Annotated in this window: 24 protein-coding genes, 1 tRNA gene and 3 pseudogenes; 10 read left to right on the top strand and 18 right to left on the bottom strand. The window is 70.8% G+C overall.

Going from position 1 to position 16021, the window contains the following annotated elements; translation table 11 throughout:
- Positions 1 to 59: 59 nt before the first annotated feature.
- Entirely contained in the window at positions 60 to 569 is a 510-nt protein-coding gene (locus AC5WRT_RS07010; RefSeq protein ID WP_496092082.1) for a MarR family winged helix-turn-helix transcriptional regulator, read from the bottom strand.
- A 203-nt stretch (positions 570 to 772) separates the two neighbouring features.
- Here AC5WRT_RS07010 and AC5WRT_RS07015 point away from each other — a divergent pair, with 203 nt between their 5' ends.
- On the top strand, positions 773 to 970 hold the full coding sequence (locus AC5WRT_RS07015; RefSeq protein ID WP_496092081.1) for a hypothetical protein: 198 nt from the start codon (positions 773 to 775) through the stop codon (positions 968 to 970).
- Between the two features lie 27 nt (positions 971 to 997).
- Here AC5WRT_RS07015 and AC5WRT_RS07020 read toward each other — a convergent pair whose 3' ends face one another.
- The 9 genes from AC5WRT_RS07020 to AC5WRT_RS07060 all read right to left on the bottom strand — a co-directional run bounded on the left by AC5WRT_RS07020 (position 998) and on the right by AC5WRT_RS07060 (position 6518).
- Complete coding sequence (locus AC5WRT_RS07020) at positions 998 to 1276, bottom strand: hypothetical protein (RefSeq protein WP_496100016.1); 279 nt, start codon at positions 1274 to 1276, stop codon at positions 998 to 1000.
- A gap of 566 nt (positions 1277 to 1842) precedes the next feature.
- Positions 1843 to 2781, bottom strand: a complete 939-nt coding sequence (locus AC5WRT_RS07025; protein ID WP_496092079.1) for an RNA polymerase sigma factor SigF — start codon at positions 2779 to 2781, stop codon at positions 1843 to 1845.
- Between the two features lie 326 nt (positions 2782 to 3107).
- Positions 3108 to 3950, bottom strand: a complete 843-nt coding sequence (locus AC5WRT_RS07030) for an RNA polymerase sigma factor SigF (protein ID WP_496092327.1) — start codon at positions 3948 to 3950, stop codon at positions 3108 to 3110.
- 187 nt (positions 3951 to 4137) lie between these two features.
- Positions 4138 to 4431, bottom strand: coding sequence for a Dabb family protein (locus tag AC5WRT_RS07035; RefSeq protein WP_496092078.1), 294 nt, complete (start codon positions 4429 to 4431; stop codon positions 4138 to 4140).
- 10 nt (positions 4432 to 4441) lie between these two features.
- Positions 4442 to 4621 carry a hypothetical protein gene (locus AC5WRT_RS07040; protein ID WP_496092077.1) on the bottom strand — a complete coding sequence of 60 codons (180 nt, stop codon included), beginning with the start codon at positions 4619 to 4621 and terminating at the stop codon, positions 4442 to 4444.
- Positions 4622 to 4786: 165 nt separating this feature from the next.
- A tRNA-Ser gene (locus tag AC5WRT_RS07045) sits at positions 4787 to 4871 on the bottom strand.
- Positions 4872 to 4953: 82 nt separating this feature from the next.
- Positions 4954 to 5385 (bottom strand): tRNA adenosine(34) deaminase TadA, encoded by a 432-nt coding sequence (gene tadA / locus AC5WRT_RS07050; protein WP_496092326.1) that lies wholly within the window; start codon positions 5383 to 5385, stop codon positions 4954 to 4956.
- A 56-nt stretch (positions 5386 to 5441) separates the two neighbouring features.
- On the bottom strand, positions 5442 to 5981 hold the full coding sequence (locus AC5WRT_RS07055) for a tRNA adenosine deaminase-associated protein (protein ID WP_496092325.1): 540 nt from the start codon (positions 5979 to 5981) through the stop codon (positions 5442 to 5444).
- Positions 5982 to 6284: 303 nt separating this feature from the next.
- A complete protein-coding gene (locus AC5WRT_RS07060; protein WP_496092324.1) occupies positions 6285 to 6518 on the bottom strand; it encodes a hypothetical protein in 234 nt (77 codons plus the stop codon).
- 104 nt (positions 6519 to 6622) lie between these two features.
- On the opposite strand from AC5WRT_RS07060, the gene upp reads away from it, so the two are divergent.
- Complete coding sequence (gene upp / locus AC5WRT_RS07065; RefSeq protein WP_496092076.1) at positions 6623 to 7258, top strand: uracil phosphoribosyltransferase; 636 nt, start codon at positions 6623 to 6625, stop codon at positions 7256 to 7258.
- A gap of 103 nt (positions 7259 to 7361) precedes the next feature.
- Here upp and AC5WRT_RS07070 read toward each other — a convergent pair whose 3' ends face one another.
- The 3 genes from AC5WRT_RS07070 to AC5WRT_RS07080 all read right to left on the bottom strand — a co-directional run bounded on the left by AC5WRT_RS07070 (position 7362) and on the right by AC5WRT_RS07080 (position 9367).
- Positions 7362 to 7994: a LytR C-terminal domain-containing protein gene (locus tag AC5WRT_RS07070; RefSeq protein ID WP_496092075.1), complete on the bottom strand. Its 633-nt coding sequence runs from the start codon at positions 7992 to 7994 to the stop codon at positions 7362 to 7364.
- 112 nt (positions 7995 to 8106) lie between these two features.
- Positions 8107 to 8403, bottom strand: coding sequence for a type II toxin-antitoxin system VapB family antitoxin (locus AC5WRT_RS07075; RefSeq protein ID WP_004943146.1), 297 nt, complete (start codon positions 8401 to 8403; stop codon positions 8107 to 8109).
- A gap of 292 nt (positions 8404 to 8695) precedes the next feature.
- Positions 8696 to 9367 carry an HdeD family acid-resistance protein gene (locus tag AC5WRT_RS07080; protein WP_496100017.1) on the bottom strand — a complete coding sequence of 224 codons (672 nt, stop codon included), beginning with the start codon at positions 9365 to 9367 and terminating at the stop codon, positions 8696 to 8698.
- Between the two features lie 205 nt (positions 9368 to 9572).
- Between AC5WRT_RS07080 and AC5WRT_RS07085 the strand changes: the two are divergent.
- A pseudogene (locus AC5WRT_RS07085) lies at positions 9573 to 9701 on the top strand (IS481 family transposase); the annotation flags it as partial.
- Between the two features lie 79 nt (positions 9702 to 9780).
- Here the strand turns inward: AC5WRT_RS07085 and AC5WRT_RS07090 are convergent.
- Positions 9781 to 10383, bottom strand: coding sequence for an HhH-GPD-type base excision DNA repair protein (locus tag AC5WRT_RS07090; RefSeq protein WP_496092073.1), 603 nt, complete (start codon positions 10381 to 10383; stop codon positions 9781 to 9783).
- Positions 10384 to 10684: 301 nt separating this feature from the next.
- Here AC5WRT_RS07090 and AC5WRT_RS07095 point away from each other — a divergent pair, with 301 nt between their 5' ends.
- The 7 genes and pseudogenes from AC5WRT_RS07095 to AC5WRT_RS07125 form a co-directional block, all read left to right on the top strand.
- The gene (locus AC5WRT_RS07095; protein WP_496092072.1) at positions 10685 to 10810 is read left to right on the top strand and encodes a hypothetical protein; all 126 of its coding nucleotides are present in this window, start codon (positions 10685 to 10687) and stop codon (positions 10808 to 10810) included.
- The gene (locus tag AC5WRT_RS07100; protein WP_496092071.1) at positions 10807 to 11286 is read left to right on the top strand and encodes a cupin domain-containing protein; all 480 of its coding nucleotides are present in this window, start codon (positions 10807 to 10809) and stop codon (positions 11284 to 11286) included. The genes AC5WRT_RS07095 and AC5WRT_RS07100 overlap by 4 nt, the downstream gene beginning before the upstream one ends.
- Positions 11283 to 12050 (top strand): SDR family NAD(P)-dependent oxidoreductase, encoded by a 768-nt coding sequence (locus AC5WRT_RS07105; protein WP_496092070.1) that lies wholly within the window; start codon positions 11283 to 11285, stop codon positions 12048 to 12050. The genes AC5WRT_RS07100 and AC5WRT_RS07105 overlap by 4 nt, the downstream gene beginning before the upstream one ends.
- 249 nt (positions 12051 to 12299) lie before the next feature.
- A pseudogene (locus AC5WRT_RS07110) lies at positions 12300 to 12497 on the top strand (copper resistance protein CopC); the annotation flags it as partial.
- 25 nt (positions 12498 to 12522) lie between these two features.
- Positions 12523 to 12807, top strand: coding sequence for a hypothetical protein (locus tag AC5WRT_RS07115; RefSeq protein ID WP_496092069.1), 285 nt, complete (start codon positions 12523 to 12525; stop codon positions 12805 to 12807).
- Positions 12789 to 13199 (top strand): DNA-binding protein, encoded by a 411-nt coding sequence (locus AC5WRT_RS07120; RefSeq protein ID WP_496092068.1) that lies wholly within the window; start codon positions 12789 to 12791, stop codon positions 13197 to 13199. Before AC5WRT_RS07115 ends, AC5WRT_RS07120 begins: the two co-directional genes overlap by 19 nt.
- A gap of 9 nt (positions 13200 to 13208) precedes the next feature.
- A pseudogene (locus AC5WRT_RS07125) lies at positions 13209 to 13409 on the top strand (IS1634 family transposase); the annotation flags it as partial.
- On the opposite strand, the gene AC5WRT_RS07130 reads toward AC5WRT_RS07125, so the two are convergent.
- From AC5WRT_RS07130 to AC5WRT_RS07145, 4 genes are all read right to left on the bottom strand, one after another.
- Positions 13389 to 13532 (bottom strand): hypothetical protein, encoded by a 144-nt coding sequence (locus AC5WRT_RS07130; RefSeq protein ID WP_496092336.1) that lies wholly within the window; start codon positions 13530 to 13532, stop codon positions 13389 to 13391. The pseudogene AC5WRT_RS07125 and the gene AC5WRT_RS07130 overlap by 21 nt on opposite strands.
- A gap of 383 nt (positions 13533 to 13915) precedes the next feature.
- Complete coding sequence (locus AC5WRT_RS07135) at positions 13916 to 14341, bottom strand: PIN domain-containing protein (RefSeq protein ID WP_496092067.1); 426 nt, start codon at positions 14339 to 14341, stop codon at positions 13916 to 13918.
- A complete protein-coding gene (locus AC5WRT_RS07140) occupies positions 14338 to 14619 on the bottom strand; it encodes a CopG family transcriptional regulator (RefSeq protein ID WP_496092066.1) in 282 nt (93 codons plus the stop codon). The genes AC5WRT_RS07135 and AC5WRT_RS07140 overlap by 4 nt, the downstream gene beginning before the upstream one ends.
- A gap of 87 nt (positions 14620 to 14706) precedes the next feature.
- A complete protein-coding gene (locus AC5WRT_RS07145; protein WP_496092065.1) occupies positions 14707 to 15951 on the bottom strand; it encodes a plasmid pRiA4b ORF-3 family protein in 1245 nt (414 codons plus the stop codon).
- Positions 15952 to 16021 lie beyond the last annotated feature (70 nt).

The raw sequence follows: 16021 nt of genomic DNA on the forward strand, positions 1-16021 counted from the left end.
CGTGCTTGGCGTGAGCCCGCACACCGGCTGGTGTGGTCGTTGCCATGGAATTCCTTTTCTTACCTGCTCGCGGGTGTACGGGTGGTCTCTTCGGCTACGGGCGTGGGCTCCGCGGGGGCGGGGAGCCGGAGCGGGGCGGACCGGCAGTCGCCGAACGACGCGCGCAGGCGGGTCATCAGCCGGATCAGCTGGGCGACCTCCTCGTCGGTCCAGTCGGCGAGCCGTTCGGCGAGCAGATGCGTGGTCCGCCGGGAGAGTTCCTCCAGCTGCTCCAGGCCGGCGGGCGTCAGGCGCAGGATGCGCGAGCGCTTGTCCGCGGGGTCCGGGTGCCGCTCGATCCAGCCGCGCGCGGCGACGTGCGCGACGTGCCGGCTGGTGACCGACATGTCCACGGCGAGCAGCTCGGCGAGCTTGCTCATGCGCATGTCTCCGTGGCGGCCGAGCAGAGTCAGCACGGCGGCCGAGCCGGCCGGGCAGTCGGGCGGCAGGATCCGCCCCAGGTCCCGCTTCACGGCCCCGACGGCGCTGAGCTGACGCGCCAGCTCTTCGAACTGCGTCTGCTCGGCCATCACACCTCCCGTATTCGTTGCTTGGGGCAACCATAAGCCAGTTGGTTGCCGCAGGCAAACAAATGCCGATTCGGTGGCGTAAAAACTCGGCAAAGGCACGTGTTGTGGCCGTGCAGACGCAGGTGACTGCGGGTGAGGTGCCCCGTCTGTCCCGGTGGCCCCGCACTTGGGCCGGCCACCTGGATTCGCTAGTGTCTCGGGCCATGGCTAACACCCAGGGCCCCCAGGGCAATTACGACCCCGCCGGCAGCACCCAGATGTTCCGCGCGTTCGTCGACGAGGCTCCCCAGGGCCGGCAGCAGCAGGCGGCCGCCTCCTCCGGCCCCCGCGTCGGCGTGATCATCGGTGTCATCGTGGCCATCGCCGTGGTGGCCGGTGTCGCCTGGCTGGCGCTGAAGTAGGACGCGCCCCGGCCTGGCTCCGGGCGATCACTTCCACCGGACGGACACGTCCCGCGTCTCGATGTGCATGCCGAGCGGCACACCTCCCCACTCTCGGCTCCGCCCGAGCGGGGGGACCGTCATGGCGTCGACGCACACCGTCCAGGTGGGGCTCTCGTGTGCGCCCGGCGGGATCGGCACCGGGAGGGCGGCCGTCGAGTCGACCGTGCCCCAGTCGATGCCGAGCGCGCCGATGACGTGCGTCCCGAAGGTCACCGAGCCCGACCGCACCGCCGTACCGCCCGCGTTGTGGAAGGCGACGGTCACCTTCTGGCACCGGCGCCGGTCCGTGGGCGAGGTCGTCGGGCTGCCCCAGGAGAGGGCGGCCGGGCCGACGGGCTGGCCGGTGCCGGGAGCCGGTACCGGTGAGGGGGCGGCCGGGGGTGCCGGTGTCGTACGGCTGTCCGTGCCACCATCTGCCGTTCCACTCGGCGCGGGCGGACCGGGAGGCGGTGCGGTCCGCTCCCGGCTGCCGGGAGCGGCGGCCGATGCGCCGCCCGACCGACGTGAGCGCGTACCGATGGGGGAGTCGTCCCCTTGTGCGCTCCCCCCGTCGAGGGGTACCAGCGACACGGAGCCGGTCGGGGTGACGGCGGCCGGAGCGTGCTCCCCCGTGCCGACCGCGACGTAACCGTCGCCGGGACCGTGGCCCCCGCACGCGGCCGCCACCCCGCCCAGCACGACGACGGCCGCCGACGCTGCCGTAACGGCGCCTCGGCGGCCATGCGTCCATGCCGCGCCTGTCGTTCGCCCGGTGTCCTTCGGCCCTGTCGCCCGCAGCATCGGGCCAGTGTGGATGACGGACCGTCAGATGTGAAGGCTCGGTCGAAGGCTCAGTCGGAGATCAGACCCTCCCGCAGCTGTGCCAGCGTCCGGGTCAGCAGCCGGGAGACGTGCATCTGGGAGATGCCGACCTCCTCGCCGATCTGGGACTGGGTCATGTTGGCGAAGAAGCGGAGCATGATGATCCGGCGCTCGCGGGGCGGGAGCTTGGCCAGCAGCGGCTTGAGCGACTCGCGGTACTCCACGCCCTCCAGCGCCGCGTCCTCGTAGCCGAGCCGGTCGGCCAGGGAACCCTCGCCGCCGTCGTCCTCGGGGGCCGGGGAGTCGAGGGAGGAGGCGGTGTAGGCGTTGCCGACCGCGAGGCCGTCGACCACGTCCTCCTCGGAGACGCCGAGCACGGCGGCCAGCTCGGTGACCGTGGGGGAGCGGTCCAGCTTCTGCGACAGCTCGTCGCTGGCCTTGGTGAGGGCCAGGCGCAGCTCCTGCAGGCGGCGCGGGACGCGCACCGACCAGGACGTGTCGCGGAAGAAGCGCTTGATCTCACCGACCACGGTCGGCATCGCGAACGTCGGGAACTCGACGCCGCGTTCGCAGTCGAAGCGGTCGATCGCCTTGATCAGGCCGATGGTGCCGACCTGGACGATGTCCTCCATCGGCTCGTTGCGGGAGCGGAAGCGCGCGGCCGCGTAGCGGACCAGCGGCAGGTTCAGCTCGATCAGGGTGTCCCGGACGTAGGCCCGTTCGGGACTGTCCTCGGCGAGTGCGGCGAGCCGCAGGAACAGGGAGCGGGACAGCGTGCGGGTGTCGATCTCCCCTGAGGCCGGCGGGGCCGGGAGGTCGGCGGCCGCCCGGGCGGGCGGGGCCGGCACGGCGTCGAGGGCCGTGACGCCCTCGATGCCGTCGAGGACGTCGAGTGCGTCGAGCTCCTTGGGCGCTGCCTCGCTCTTCGCGGGCGTCAGCACCTTCGAGCTGCCCTGGTCTGCGGACATGCCACCCCCTTTGGGTCGCGGGACGGTCGTGGCGGCGCCGTCTTTCGGACAACGCAGCCTTCACCTGAATACCGGCGCCGGAGGCCCGGCAAACGCGTCTCCCGCAGAATGTCACATGTCGGCAACACGCTGTAGTGACATGTCGACATGTGAGAGGCGAATCGACCCTGGAAAGAGGGGGTCTGACGCCTTGTCGGGTTCGAACTGTCGGCATCTGTGCTGGTGAGCGATTCGCTCGCGACGGTGAAAGATCGAGCGGGTTTGCGATGCAGGGGATGATCCCGGGTGTGCTTCCGTGCGCCCGCCGTGCTCCGCCCCGACCCCTTCTATGCGTCGATGCGGTTCGCCGAGCGCAGTCTCTGGAAGCTGCGGGCGAGCAGGCGCGAGACATGCATCTGGGACACGCCGAGTTCCGCGCTGATCTGTGACTGGGTGAGATTGCTGTAGTAGCGCAGCAAAAGGATTCTCTGTTCGCGCTCGGGGAGTTGGACGAGCAGATGCCGGACCAGGTCACGGTGTTCCACGCCGTCCAGGGCCGGGTCCTCGTAGCCGATGCGGTCCAGCAGGCCGGGCAGCCCGTCTCCCTCCTGTGCCGCCTCCAGCGAGGTGGCGTGATACGACCGTCCCGCCTCGATGCAGCTGAGCACCTCCTCCTCGCTGATCCTGAGCCGGTCCGCGATCTCGGCGGTGGTGGGGGAGCGGCCGTGGAGGGTGGTGAGGTCCTCGGTGGCGCTGTTCACCTGGACCCACAGCTCGTGCAGCCGGCGCGGCACGTGCACGGTGCGGACGTTGTCCCGGAAGTATCGTTTGATCTCGCCGACCACGGTCGGCATCGCGAAGGTCGGGAACTGCACGCCCCGGTCCGGATCGAACCGGTCGATGGCGTTGATCAGGCCGATGGTGCCGACCTGGACCACGTCCTCCATGGGCTCGTTGCGGGAGCGGAAGCGGGCGGCGGCATAGCGCACGAGCGGGAGGTTCGCCTCGATCAGCGCTCCGCGCACGCGGTTGTGCTCCGGCGTGCCCGGGGTGAGCTCCTTCAGCTCGGCGAAGAGCACCTGGGTGAGGGCTCGGGTGTCGGCTCCGCGCCGCTTCTCGGGGGGCGCAGGGGCAGGGGCGGGGGCGGGGGCCTCCTCCTGGGGTGGCGCAGTACTGGCCGACACGGTCAACGCCACCTCTTCATCACTCAATCATCGGTCAAAAGCGGTCATAGCATCACAAGACATGTGCACGGTGTGCAAGCACCTCATCACGCCGTGTTGTGTTCAAACTTCGACAAGTTGGGACTGTGCGAAGGGCCCCAGGACGCACGAAAGCCCCCCGCCTTTCCGGCGGAGGGCTCGGGGTGCGAGAGGCTCAGAACTCGTAGTCGGCGATCACCCACGTGGCGAACTCGCGCCACAGCGCGACGCCCGCCTGATGGGCCGGGTGCTCCAGATAGCGCTTGAGGGCGTCGGCGTCCTCGACCGCCGAGTTGATCGCGAAGTCATGGGCGATCGGCCGGTCGCTGATGTTCCAGCCGCACTCCCAGAAGCGCAGCTCCTCGATCTGTCCGCCGAGGGCCCTGAAGGCCTCCACCCCCGCCACGACGCGCGGATCGTCACGCTCGACGCCCTCGTTGAGCCTGAAGAGGACCAGGTGGCGGATCATGGGGCGTACCTCAGTTCTTTCCTCCGTCGGCGACCCAGGTCATGAACTGGCCGATGGCCTTGGCCGCGTCCGATATGCCCTCGAAGCCTATCTGGACGTAGGAGGCCGCCTTGGCCGGATCCGTGATGATCACGTACAGCGCGAAGACCACGAGCGCGTACACGGCGATCTTCTTGGCGTTCACCGCCACCGCGGCCTCCCCTGTCCGTGTGCCCTGCTGCCGGCGGCGAGTGTAACCGTCACGACCTTTTCCCCGGGGCAACGGTCCGCCGCCCGGGATCATTTGCCCCGGCCTGTGCGTGAGTGTCCCGTACGACGAGAAGGGCCCCGTCTGTCGACGGGGCCCTTCTGGAAGCGGTAGCGGAGGGATTTGAACCCTCGGTGACTTGCGCCACACTCGCTTTCGAGGCGAGCTCCTTCGGCCGCTCGGACACGCTACCGAGGGAGACCTTACAGCACGCTGGGGCCTGCTCTGAAATCGGATTCCGCAGTCGCGACGACCGTCCTGTGCGGCCGGTTCCGTCAGCGGTATCGGAAGAAGTCCGTGAGGAGCTGGGCGCACTCCGCCGCGAGAACACCCTCGACGACCTCCGGACGGTGATTGAGCCGGCGGTCGCGGATCACGTCCCACAGCGAGCCCGCCGCGCCCGCCTTGTCGTCCCGGGCGCCGTAGACGACCCGGTCGACCCGGGACTGGACGATCGCACCCGCGCACATCGTGCACGGCTCCAGGGTGACCACGAGCGTGCAGCCGGTCAGCCGCCACTCGCCGAGCAGGGCGGCCGCCCGCCGGATCGCGAGGACCTCCGCGTGGGCCGTGGGATCGCCCGTGGCCTCGCGCTCGTTGTGCCCGGCGGCGAGCACCGTCGTACCGTCCGCCGACAGCACGACGGCGCCGACGGGGACGTCCCCGCCCTGGACGGCCCGTTCGGCCTCGGCCAGGGCGAGTCGCATCGCGGCCCGCCAGCGGTCGCGCACCGGATCCGGCACGGCTGCCGGGTTGTCGACGGTCAGCGGACGGTCTCCAGCACCTCCGAGGCGCCCAGGGCCTCGGCGATCGTGCCGAGCGCGTCCTCGGCGTCCAGCGAGCGCAGCTCCTTCTCGCTGATGCCGAGGTCGTCGAGGATCTGGCTGTCGCCGACGGGGCTGTGCGGGACCGCGTCGGCGGCGGCGCCCGGCACCTCGTCGTCCTCGTCGGACTCGGACTCACCGTCCTCCGTGCCGTCGAGGTCCAGGGCGTCCAGGTCGGGGCCGTCGTCGGCACCCGGCTCCCGGCCGAGCAGCTCGTCGGTGAGCAGCAGTTCGCCGTACGCGCTGCGCTGGGCGGCGGCCGCGTCCGACACGTAGATACGAGGGTCGTCCTCGCCGTCCACGCGGACGACGCCGAACCAGGCGTCCTCCTGCTCGATCAGCACGAGCACCGTGTCCTCGTCGGGAGAGGCTTCCCGGGCCAGGTCGGCAAGATCCGACAGGGTTTCCACATCGTCGAGCTCTGTGTCGCTCGCTTCCCACCCGTCTTCGGTGCGCGCGAGCAGTGCGGCGAAGTACACCGTGACTCTCCCACTGGTCATAGGCGTGCCGGTTGGGGGTCCCCCCGGCGGAGGTACTTGGGCGGAGAGAGCTGGGCTCCGAGCCCCACCCACTCGGAATCGTGGCAGAAACAAGGCGTTCAGGGGACGTCTTCGGCGCCCTGTGTCTTGCAGCCACCTGCGGATCGTACGCGGCTTTTCCAGGCACTCACGCACGCCCACCTGGCTAACGCCCGGTGCGGGCGCGGATCTTCCTCGTTCCTGGACTTCCTCACCGGTTCTTGCCGAAGTGGATTTCCAAGCGTGTTCCTCCCCGCATTCGGTCTACCAGCGGAACGTCCGCATGCGCATCGTTCGGCGCAGCCGGGCGGCCTTGGCGCGCCGCGGCTGGACCCGGGCGCGCAGCTCACGGGCCTCGGCGAGGTCGCGCAGGAACCGGGCGCGGCGGCGCCGGCGCTCGGCGTCCGGCTCGGGCACGGCGGCGCCGCGCACCCCGGGCGCGTCGGCGCCCCCGGTGTCCTGGGCGTCCCCCGGCGCGTCCTCAGGAAGGTCAGGCAGGTCAGGCACGTCTCACCACCCCAGTCCGTCCCTCCCGCTTTCCCCCGTACGGCCGCTTCGATGCCAGAGCCGGCGGGGTTCCGTGCGCGGGTACCGTTAGGGGCATGCGTCTCCACGTCGTCGACCACCCCTTGGTCGCCCACAAGCTCACCACGCTGCGCGACCAGCGCACCGACTCCGCGACCTTCCGCCGGCTGGCCGACGAGCTGGTCACCCTGCTCGCCTACGAGGCCACGAGGGACGTGCGCACCGAGGCCGTCGACATCCACACGCCGGTGGCCCGCACCACCGGCGTCAAGCTCGCCCGCCCCCGACCGCTGGTCGTGCCGATCCTGCGGGCCGGACTCGGCATGCTGGACGGCATGGTCCGGCTGCTGCCGACCGCCGAGGTGGGCTTCCTCGGCATGATCCGCAACGAGCAGACGTTGCAGGCCTCCACGTATGCCTCGCGGATGCCGGAGGACCTGTCGGGTCGCCAGGTGTACGTCCTGGACCCGATGCTGGCCACGGGGGGCACACTGGTCGCGGCGATCCAGGAGCTGATCAAGCGGGGCGCCGACGACGTCACCGCGGTGGTCCTCCTCGCCGCTCCCGAGGGCGTCGAGGTGATGGAGCGGGAACTCGCCGGGACGCCGGTGACGGTCGTGACTGCCGCCGTGGACGACCACCTCAACGAGCACGGGTACATCGTGCCGGGGCTGGGGGACGCGGGGGATCGCCTCTACGGGGCCGCCGAGTAGGCCTTTTGCGCCTGTGGGGGGTGGTTCGAGCCGTGTGTGCGGGCGCGGGTGCGGTCGTGTCGCCGGCGCCCACGCGGGGGAGCCGTTTCTCACGGGGCCCTTCTCAGCAGCTCTTCTTCGCGGTGGCTGCCGGTTTCGGGGCGGTCAGGGCCGTCAGTGCCTGCTGTGCCGCCGCCGGCTGGGCCAGGCCCTTGAAGCCGTCGCCGAGGATCAGGTCGAGGTCGGTTCCCTTGCGGCCGTCCGTGCGCCGCTCGGCGTCGGCCAGCTGGGTGCCCAGCACGGGCAGCGAGGTGTTCTGGGCCGAGGCCGGGCCGATCAGGATCCCGGCGCTCTTGACCTTCTTGTCGAACTGCTTGCTCGCGTTCCCCACGTCACCGATCTTGAAGCCGCGCTTCTTGAGCGCGTCCGCGGTGTCCTTGGCCAGGCCGGTGCGGTCGGTGGCGTTGTAGACGTTCACGGTGATCTCGGCCGGCCTGGGCAGGGACTTCACCTGTGCGGCCGTATCGGTCGCGGCGTGGCAGCGGGCCTTCGCGCCGGCCGCCGCACTCTTCTTGCCGCCGCCGGTGAAGACGTCGATGAGCTGCAGGGTGCCCCAGCCGATCAGGCCGAGCGCGCACACGCACGCCACCACGGCGGCCACCAGCCGGGCGCGTCGGCGCGGCGGGCGCATCCGAGGGTATTTGTCCCCCGTGATCCGGTACTGACCGCCCATGCCGGGGGGTGTGAGCATGCTCATGAGCGCAGCGTAGTGCGCCTGAGCGGCGCTGCCTATTAGATGATCAGTCGATGCCGCTCAGCGGAACCCGAAAGGGTCAAGGGCCGTGGGCCGGTGGCCGCGTCGCGCCGGGTCAGTCGAGTTCGAGCACGCGCGCGTGCAGCACCTGGCGCTGCTGGAGGGCGGCGCGGACCGCGCGGTGCAGGCCGTCCTCCAGGTAGAGGTCGCCCTGCCACTTGACGACGTGGGCGAAGAGGTCGCCGTAGAACGTCGAGTCCTCCGCCAGCAGGGTCTCCAGGTCGAGCTGCTGCTTGGTGGTCACGAGCTGATCGAGGCGGACCGGGCGCGGCGCGACGTCCGCCCACTGCCGGGTGCTTTCCCGGCCGTGGTCGGGGTACGGCCGGCCGTTTCCGATGCGCTTGAAGATCACACGGAAAGCCTACCGGTCAAGACCTTCCGGGCGCAGCCATGGCGGCGGAGTGCGGCGCTTGAAAACATGCCGCAAAGCACGCAAACGGGTTACTACCGGGAGTCGTCGGCCTGGACGAGGCGGCGCCCGCGAGCGTTGTGCACAGCCTGTGGACCGCGAGTCGGCGTACGCGGGTGCCCGGGAACGCGGGGTCAGGGCAGGCCGTTTCGGGGGCGGTGCGTGCGGGTGCGGTACGCCGGTACCGGGATCCGGCCGCCCGGCGTCGGAGCTGCGCCCGCCGTCGACCCGACGGTCACACCGTGTGCGGTACGGCCCTGGCCCGGCCGCGGATGCCGAACGCGGTGACGATCTCCCCGATCCCGACGACGACCAGCCAGATGCCGGCGACGAGGGTGAGCACGGCGACCGAGTGGAACGGCGAGTCGATGAGTACGATCCCGGCGATGAAGGTGATGACGCCGAGGAGGATGTGCCAGCCCCGGCCCGGCATCCGGGAGTCGTGCAGGGCGGCCAGGGTCTCGGTGATGCCGCGGATCAGCCAGCCGATGCCGATCCACAGGGCGAGCAGCAGGATCGACTGCATGGGGCCGCGGAAGCAGAACAGGCCGAGCAGGATCGACAGGGCGCCGCTGATGAACGCGAGCACGCGCAGCGAGGTTGTCATGTGCGTGCCGAAGGCGGCGGCCAGCTGGAAGATGCCGCTGACGACGAGGTAGACGCCGAAGAGGATGCCGGCGACGAGGAGGGAGGGGCCGGGCCAGACGAGGATCAGGACACCGAGGACCAGCGAGGCGATTCCGGTGACCAGGACCATCTGCCAGGCGGCCCGGGACAGGGCGTGCAGAGGGCCCTCGAACGCCGGCTCCGGCTCCCGGCGTTCGCTGCCCGGTGGGGTGGCGGCGTGGACGTTCCGGTCGTCGTACTCACGGCCCCAGTTCGGACCGCTGTTCGGTACCTCGGTCATGGTTCATGCTGTGGCCGGGGGGAGCGGTCCTGCTATCGGGCGAGGGCCGTTCGGGTGAGCGGCCGCCGTCCTGCCCGCGGCCTTCGCCGCTCCGGCAGGCCCCCAGGCGTACTCGGCCAAGAGGTTGGTGACTCACGGCGGTGGTTGATCAGAAGAGGACCTCCGGGCGTGGTGGAGATGCCTGTCTTCACGACAACCGGAGGTCCTGGTCACCCACGCTGATGCCCGGCCGACCTTTCACGGCAGACGTCTTCCGGTGCGCCGTGTCGTGCACGATCTGCCTCCGGTGGCACACGTGGCCAACGAGCTGGGAGTGTCACGTCAGTGCGCGCACTCTCGCCGCACCGACCCCACACCGGAATCGGCGGCCGGCCCCCAGCCGGCCGCGTCACCCACCTGGCGGGACAGCACACCTAGCCGCCGGAGGCCTTCGCCGCCCTGGCCGCCGCCTTCGTCTCCTGCTTGTGCGCCCTGACCTTGGCCAGCGACTCCGGCCCGGTGATGTCGGCCACCGACCGGAAGGACCCGCGCTCGCCGTACGCCCCCGCCGCCTCCCGCCAGCCTTCGGGGGTGACGCCGAGCTGCTTGCCGAGCAGGGCGAGGAAGATCTGGGCCTTCTGCTTGCCGAACCCGGGCAGGCCCTCCAGCCGCTTCAGCAGCTCGGGACCGCTGCGCACGCCCCGCCAGACGGCCTCCGCGTCCCCGCCGTAGTGCTCGACGAGGTACTGGCACAGCTGCTGGATGCGCTTGGCCATCGAGCCCGGATAGCGGTGCACGGCCGGCTTCTCGGCGAGCAGTGCGGCGAAGGACTCCGGGTCCGTCGCGGCGATGTCGTGCGCGTCGAGGTCCCCGCCGGGTCCGACGCCGAGCCGGTCGGCGATGGTCCGGGGGCCCTTGAACGCCCACTCCATGGGGATCTGCTGGTCGAGCAGCATCCCGGTGAGCGCGGCGAGCGGGGACCGCCCGAGCAGTGCGTCGGCCTCCGGTTCCTGGGCGAGATGCAGGGTGACGTCCATGCGCCGATGATCCCGCGCGCGAGGCGGCCGCGCGCGTCGGACCGCTCTCCCGTACCTGACCGCCCTCGACACGCACCACGCCCACGTCGTCACCGAGGACGGCGTACCGGTCGCGCGGTTCCAGACGTACGAACCGGCCGCCGACCGGGTCGGCGAGTGCCACGGCCTCCTCCCCGGCGAACCTCGGCGTCCATCCCCTCCTCGTCGGGGCCGGCCCCGACAGCCCACGCCCCGGCCGGAGTTCGGCGCTCCTGACGGTGATGAGGACGAACGCGCTGTGGGCCCAGGACCTGCGCGGCTCGTGGCCGACCCGGACGTACGGGACACCGGGGCCGTCGCCCGCTTCGGACACCAGGCCTTCGTACGCGGCCCGGCGGTCCTCCCGCCCGAGGGCTTTCCGGAGCGGGCGATAGCCTTCCCGGGGTGACGACCACCCCCGAGGACCTGATCGCGCACTACGGCCTCGAACCCATCCCCCGCGAGGGCGGCCTGTTCCGGCGCACGTGGGAGGGGGCGCAGCGGGCCGACGGCCGGCCCGAGGGCTCCGCCATCGTCGCCCTGCTCACCGCGGACGACTTCTGCGCCCTGCACCGCCTGCCCGCCGACGAGATCTGGCACTTCTATCTCGGTGACCCGCTCGAGCTGCTGCTGCTCGCCCCCGACGGCGGCACCCGCACCGCCGTCCTGGGCCCGGCCCCGCTGTCCGGCCAGCACGTCCAGCTGACCGTTCCGGCCCGGACCTGGATGGGCGCGCGGCAGACGCCGGGCGGCGCGTGGACGTTCTTCGGCTGCACCATGGCGCCCGGCTTCACCTACGCGGACTACGAACACGGGAACGCGACCGACCTCACGGCGCGTTATCCGTCGGAGGCGACCCGCATCCGGGAACTGTGCCGTCCATGACCACACGCCTGCTCGACGGACAGACCGCCCTGGTGACCGGCGCGGGCGGCGGCATCGGCCGTGCCATCGCGCTGCGCTTCGCCGAGGAGGGCGCGGCGGTGGCCCTCCACTGCCGTACGGCAGTGGAGGCGGCCGGCGAAGTGGCGGCCCGGATCCGCGAGTCGGGCGGTGAGGCCGTCGTACTGCGGGCGGACCTGAGGGACGAGGACGCCTGCCACCGCCTGGTCGGGGAGGTGACGGACTGGTCAGGCGGCCGGCTCACCGCCCTGGTCAACAACGCGGCAGTCCAGCCCGTCCAGCCCCTGCCCGGGATGACGGCGGCCCAGTGGCGCGCGGTCGTCGACATGATCCTCACCAGCGTGTTCTCCTGCACCCAGGCCGCTGCCGCGCACATGCGGGCGCACGGCGGCGGCACCGTCTCCCACATCGCCTCCGTGGAGGCCGCCCACCCCGCGCCCGGCCACGCCCACTACAGCTCCGCCAAGGCGGCGGTGGTCATGCACGCCCGCGCGGCGGCCCTGGAGTACGGGCCGGACGGCATCCGCGTCAACACCGTCTCACCCGGCCTCATCGACCGGGCGGGCTTGGCCGGGGAGTGGCCGGACGGTGTGCGCCGCTGGCTGGCCGCCGTCCCCACCGGCCGCCTGGGCCGCCCCGAGGACGTCGCCGACGCCTGCGTCTTCCTCGCCTCACCACTCGCCCGCTGGATCACCGGCCACGACCTCACGGTGGACGGCGGCATCTCGACCCGGCCGACGTGGTGAGCGTCCGGGGGAGGCGCGGTCCGGGGTGGTGGCTGTTCCCTGCTCCGGTGAGCGCCGCGGTGGTGCTCGGTGGGCTCGGCCCGGCCGTTGTGGTGTGCTCCCGTGGTGTCGTCGCCAGGAACGGTCGGCGGTTCTCCGCTTCGTGAGCGTCGCGGTCGTGCTCCACGTGGTCGTCCCGCCCCGCCCTGAGCACTCGGGCCGATCTCTGCGTACTCATACGCGGGAGCACGCGGCGAAGGAGGCGACGACGTGCGGCTGCGCGACCGGCACCGGCGATGGCCACGACGGCTCACCCTGCTCTGCGCGGGCCTCTTCCTCCTCCTGCTCGGCACGGCGGCCCCCGCGTCCGCCCACGCGGCCCTGCGCACGACCGACCCCGCCGACGGAACCGTGCTGCGCACGGCCCCCGGGGACATCACCCTGACCTTCACCGAGTCGGTCGGCCTGCGACTTGTTTGATGATGTCGATCCCGTGAGCGAGATTCCTCACAACGTCGGCGAGGGGCCGGCCACCAGGGTCAGTCTCTCCCTCCCCGAGGGGACGGCGGAGGCGATCCGCCGACGGGTCGGCAGGCGTGAGTTCTCCGCGTTCATCACCGAAGCGGTGGAGCGCGAGCTGCGCGGTCAGATCCTCGATGAGTACCTGGCCGACTACGAACGCCGTCAGGGGCCGATCTCCGAGCACGAGCAGGAGCGGGCACGCCAGGTCTTCGACGAGGTGTTCGCCGAGGAGGGGCAGTGGCCCGCCGCAAGCTGAGCCACGAAGGCACCCTCGTTCTCGACTGTGAGGGCCTGTCGAAGCTCGTCAGTGAGCACGAGCCTGTCGTCGCCCTCATCGCCGAAGCCGGCAAGCGGGGTATGGAGGTCATCAGCGCACTCACCATCATCGAAGCTGTGCATCGTCGGACCGACAAGGCACGGCTCGCCCGGGTCCTGTCCGGTATGCGGATCGTGCACATCGGCGACGAGGAGGCCAAGGCAGCCTCAGCCATGCTGGTCAACGCCGGGCTGCATGGTCACAAATACGCCATCGACGCCGCCGTGGCCGAGACGGCGCTGCGTCAGCGCCGCCCGGTCGTCATGCTCACCTCGGACATCGACGACATGACGAAGCTCTGTGGCGACCGCGTGCGCCTCGTCGCCGTGTAGCCGACGCCTGCCCAGCTCACCCTCCTGACCGAGGACACCGACAAGCTCAGCGAGTTCAAGCGCGGCGAACTGCGCGGCAAGAGCGTCGGCAGGTCCGGCCTCAACCGCCACCTGCGCACCACGCCGGCCGGCAAGCTCCGAATCGACACCGCGAAGATCAAGGCCGAGGAGAACCTCGACGGCAAGTACCTACTCCGCCTCAATCCCCCTCGCCGACGAGAAGGTACGGGTCTCCCTGCGGCGGAGCTTGCCCGCACCGGGCACGCGGATCGTCACCTTCACGTCCACCTTGCTGATGTCGATCCCCGCACAGTGTTCGTGGATCACATCCATCCCCGGCACCCCCCATCCCGTGACAGCCGCGGGCGCGTGACCGGCCGGCGGGGGTCCGGCAGGCGGGAGAAACTGATTCACGTGTTCGAAGCAACACATCCGGGTGCCTGGCGATGGACCCCCAGCGTCCTACTGAGACACAGGCTCGGATCGCACCAAGTTTCCTCGACGTCCGCCGGACGGCGACGCACCGGTTTTCACGCCCACGGGGTGGAGCCGCCAGGCCCCCGGATTACTGAGACGGACGAACGCCAGAGGACCGGACCGCTGGTGCGGTCCGGTCCTCTGAGCTGGCGGAGGATACGAGATTCGAACTCGTGGGGGGGTTGCCCCCAACACGCTTTCCGAATGTTCGTCTTGGTGTTCGAGACCAGGGCGCCGGGTCACACCTTCTTGACGACGATCGACTCCGGAACCAGTCTCTCCAGGTCGTCCACGTCCGAGGTGAAGACGGTGACCTGCCCCTTCTGCTGGCGTGCGATGACGGCGAGCACTGCGTCGATCGCGTACTTGTGGCCGTGCAGCTTGGCGTCAGTCAACAGGCGGCGGGCCTGGCGTGCCTCGTCCTTTCCGATGTCGGCGACCTTGAGCCGCGAGAGCACCCAGTCCCAGCGCTGCTCGGTGGTTCTGCCGTCGTACGCCTCGACCAGTGTCATCGGGGAAGTCACCACCTCGGCCTCACCCCGTGCCGCGAGGTCGAGCCAGGCGATCATCTTCCGGTCGCCGCGCACGGCCAGGGACAGGGCTTCGCAGTCGAGTACGAAGACGCGCAGGGGGCGCTGCCTCTGCTCGGTGGCCCGCTTCTTCACGCGGCCTCTCCGGCATTGCGGCTTGTGGCGGCGCGGCGGCGCTCGTGCTCGGCATCGAGTTCCTCCAGTTCCTCCAGCGAGGTCGTGCGCTCATCCTGGCTGAGGGGGCCGTGTTCCTCCTGCAGCCAGTCGGACAGTTCGCGCAGCCGGTCCCGGTCGCGCTTGAAGCGCAGGGCCTCGGCGACGTATGCGGACAGGCCCCGCTCTGCCGCCTCCGCGCGGATCTCGTCCAGGAGATCCTCGGGAATCGTCACCGTTACCTTCTTGGTCCTCGCCATACAGGAGACCATACTCCTGGTATTGGCCCCCTTACCAGTGCGTGTCGCGAAAGGTGGCGTGGCTGGACGGCTCGTCTTTCATGCCTTTCAAGGTGCCGTGAGGCTCAGAAGTCGCGCGTTGGCCTCGTCCGACGAGAAACGGCCAGGGGCGAATTCCGTGGCGGATCGAAGGCCGAGCCACTCCAGCATGGCCTGGTGTTCCTCGTGCGCCGGGTCGGCGAGGATCACTTTGAGATCGCTGTAGCCGGGGGCGCCGCCGCAGTCCTCGGGCGGGCACGCCCCGGCGCCGTCCACGCAGCGCGGGTAGTGTCCTCCGGCTTCGGCGGTCTGGAGCTGCTCCACGGTGATGAGGTGCTCCCAGGAGTCCCCGAAGTCGTACACGTACGCGAAGTGGGCGCCTGGCTTGAGCAGGGCGCCCAGTGCGGCGGTGCCCTCGTCACGGAATCCGAGTTCGCCGTCGGGGCGCCCGTACTGGACGCCGTCGATGGTGAACGCGTGCAGGTGGCGGTCGTGCCAGCCCATCGCTTCCTGGATCACGGAGTGAAGCCGGTCAAGCCGGATCGTGGCGGGCACGAGCAGCCGCCGCCACACCCGGGGGCCGTCCACGTCGGCGAGCTCGACAAGGATCCGCAACACCGCGTCGCCGGGCCCGGGCTCGCCGCGCATCCGTGCCGTCCCGGTGCGGCCGACCGCCGTCAACTCCACGCTGTCCTGGGTGAGATGGAGAGCTCCCAGGGAGGCGAGGGCCTTCAGGACCCGTTGAACGTCGTGGTCGCCCGCGGTACGCAGATGCCCGAGACTGTCGGGGGAAAGGCCGTCGAGCACGTACAGCGGACTGACCGCCTGCCACACCACGTCGTACAGGTCACTGAGCGGCACCGGGGCCGTGGCCGCGTACAGGCGGTGCAACAGCGCGCGCAGGCCGCGGTCGTACTCGTACGCGAGCAGGGACTCCGTCCAGCCGGAGATCGTCACGGCCGGCCCGATGCGCGGCAGTGCGGCGAACAGCGCGGCACGCAGTTCGTCGGGGCGGTCAACGAGCTTGGCGTTCTTCTTCACCGGCAGCAGGCGCCCACCCGCGGTCCGCAGCAGCCGCGCTGCCTTGGCCCACTCGACCAGCAGTGTGAGGCCGTACAACTCCTCGCTGGACTTTGTCTTGAACGTGCGGTCCCCGATCACGGGGTCCATGCGGTCGCCGGTGTCCAGAATCTCAACCAGTGCTCGCGCGTCGGCGAGCGTCACCCGGCCGGTCTGGGTCAGCTTGCGGCCCGCGCCGACCCAGTCGACCAGCGCTCGCACCTGTTCGGCGGTCGTGCCCGCTGTCTCGCTCATGCTGATCTTCCCGTTCCGGTTCGTGTCCCGTGATGACCGAACCCAGGATGGCAGTACCGCCGACGCGCCG

The organism is Streptomyces sp. NTD91, from assembly GCF_059510455.1.

What these genes read in the sequence shown, in the direction of transcription:
- AC5WRT_RS07010 (WP_496092082.1), bottom strand. Translation starts at nt 569, where the DNA reads ATGGCCGAGCAGACGCAGTTCGAAGAGCTGGCGCGTCAGCTCAGCGCC.
- AC5WRT_RS07015 (WP_496092081.1), top strand. Translation starts at nt 773, where the DNA reads ATGGCTAACACCCAGGGCCCCCAGGGCAATTACGACCCCGCCGGCAGC.
- AC5WRT_RS07025 (WP_496092079.1), bottom strand. Translation starts at nt 2,781, where the DNA reads ATGTCCGCAGACCAGGGCAGCTCGAAGGTGCTGACGCCCGCGAAGAGC.
- AC5WRT_RS07035 (WP_496092078.1), bottom strand. Translation starts at nt 4,431, where the DNA reads ATGATCCGCCACCTGGTCCTCTTCAGGCTCAACGAGGGCGTCGAGCGT.
- tadA (WP_496092326.1), bottom strand. Translation starts at nt 5,385, where the DNA reads ATGCGACTCGCCCTGGCCGAGGCCGAACGGGCCGTCCAGGGCGGGGAC.
- upp (WP_496092076.1), top strand. Translation starts at nt 6,623, where the DNA reads ATGCGTCTCCACGTCGTCGACCACCCCTTGGTCGCCCACAAGCTCACC.
- AC5WRT_RS07070 (WP_496092075.1), bottom strand. Translation starts at nt 7,994, where the DNA reads ATGAGCATGCTCACACCCCCCGGCATGGGCGGTCAGTACCGGATCACG.
- AC5WRT_RS07080 (WP_496100017.1), bottom strand. Translation starts at nt 9,367, where the DNA reads ATGACCGAGGTACCGAACAGCGGTCCGAACTGGGGCCGTGAGTACGAC.
- AC5WRT_RS07090 (WP_496092073.1), bottom strand. Translation starts at nt 10,383, where the DNA reads ATGGACGTCACCCTGCATCTCGCCCAGGAACCGGAGGCCGACGCACTG.
- AC5WRT_RS07105 (WP_496092070.1), top strand. Translation starts at nt 11,283, where the DNA reads ATGACCACACGCCTGCTCGACGGACAGACCGCCCTGGTGACCGGCGCG.
- AC5WRT_RS07130 (WP_496092336.1), bottom strand. Translation starts at nt 13,532, where the DNA reads ATGGATGTGATCCACGAACACTGTGCGGGGATCGACATCAGCAAGGTG.
- AC5WRT_RS07140 (WP_496092066.1), bottom strand. Translation starts at nt 14,619, where the DNA reads ATGGCGAGGACCAAGAAGGTAACGGTGACGATTCCCGAGGATCTCCTG.
- AC5WRT_RS07145 (WP_496092065.1), bottom strand. Translation starts at nt 15,951, where the DNA reads ATGAGCGAGACAGCGGGCACGACCGCCGAACAGGTGCGAGCGCTGGTC.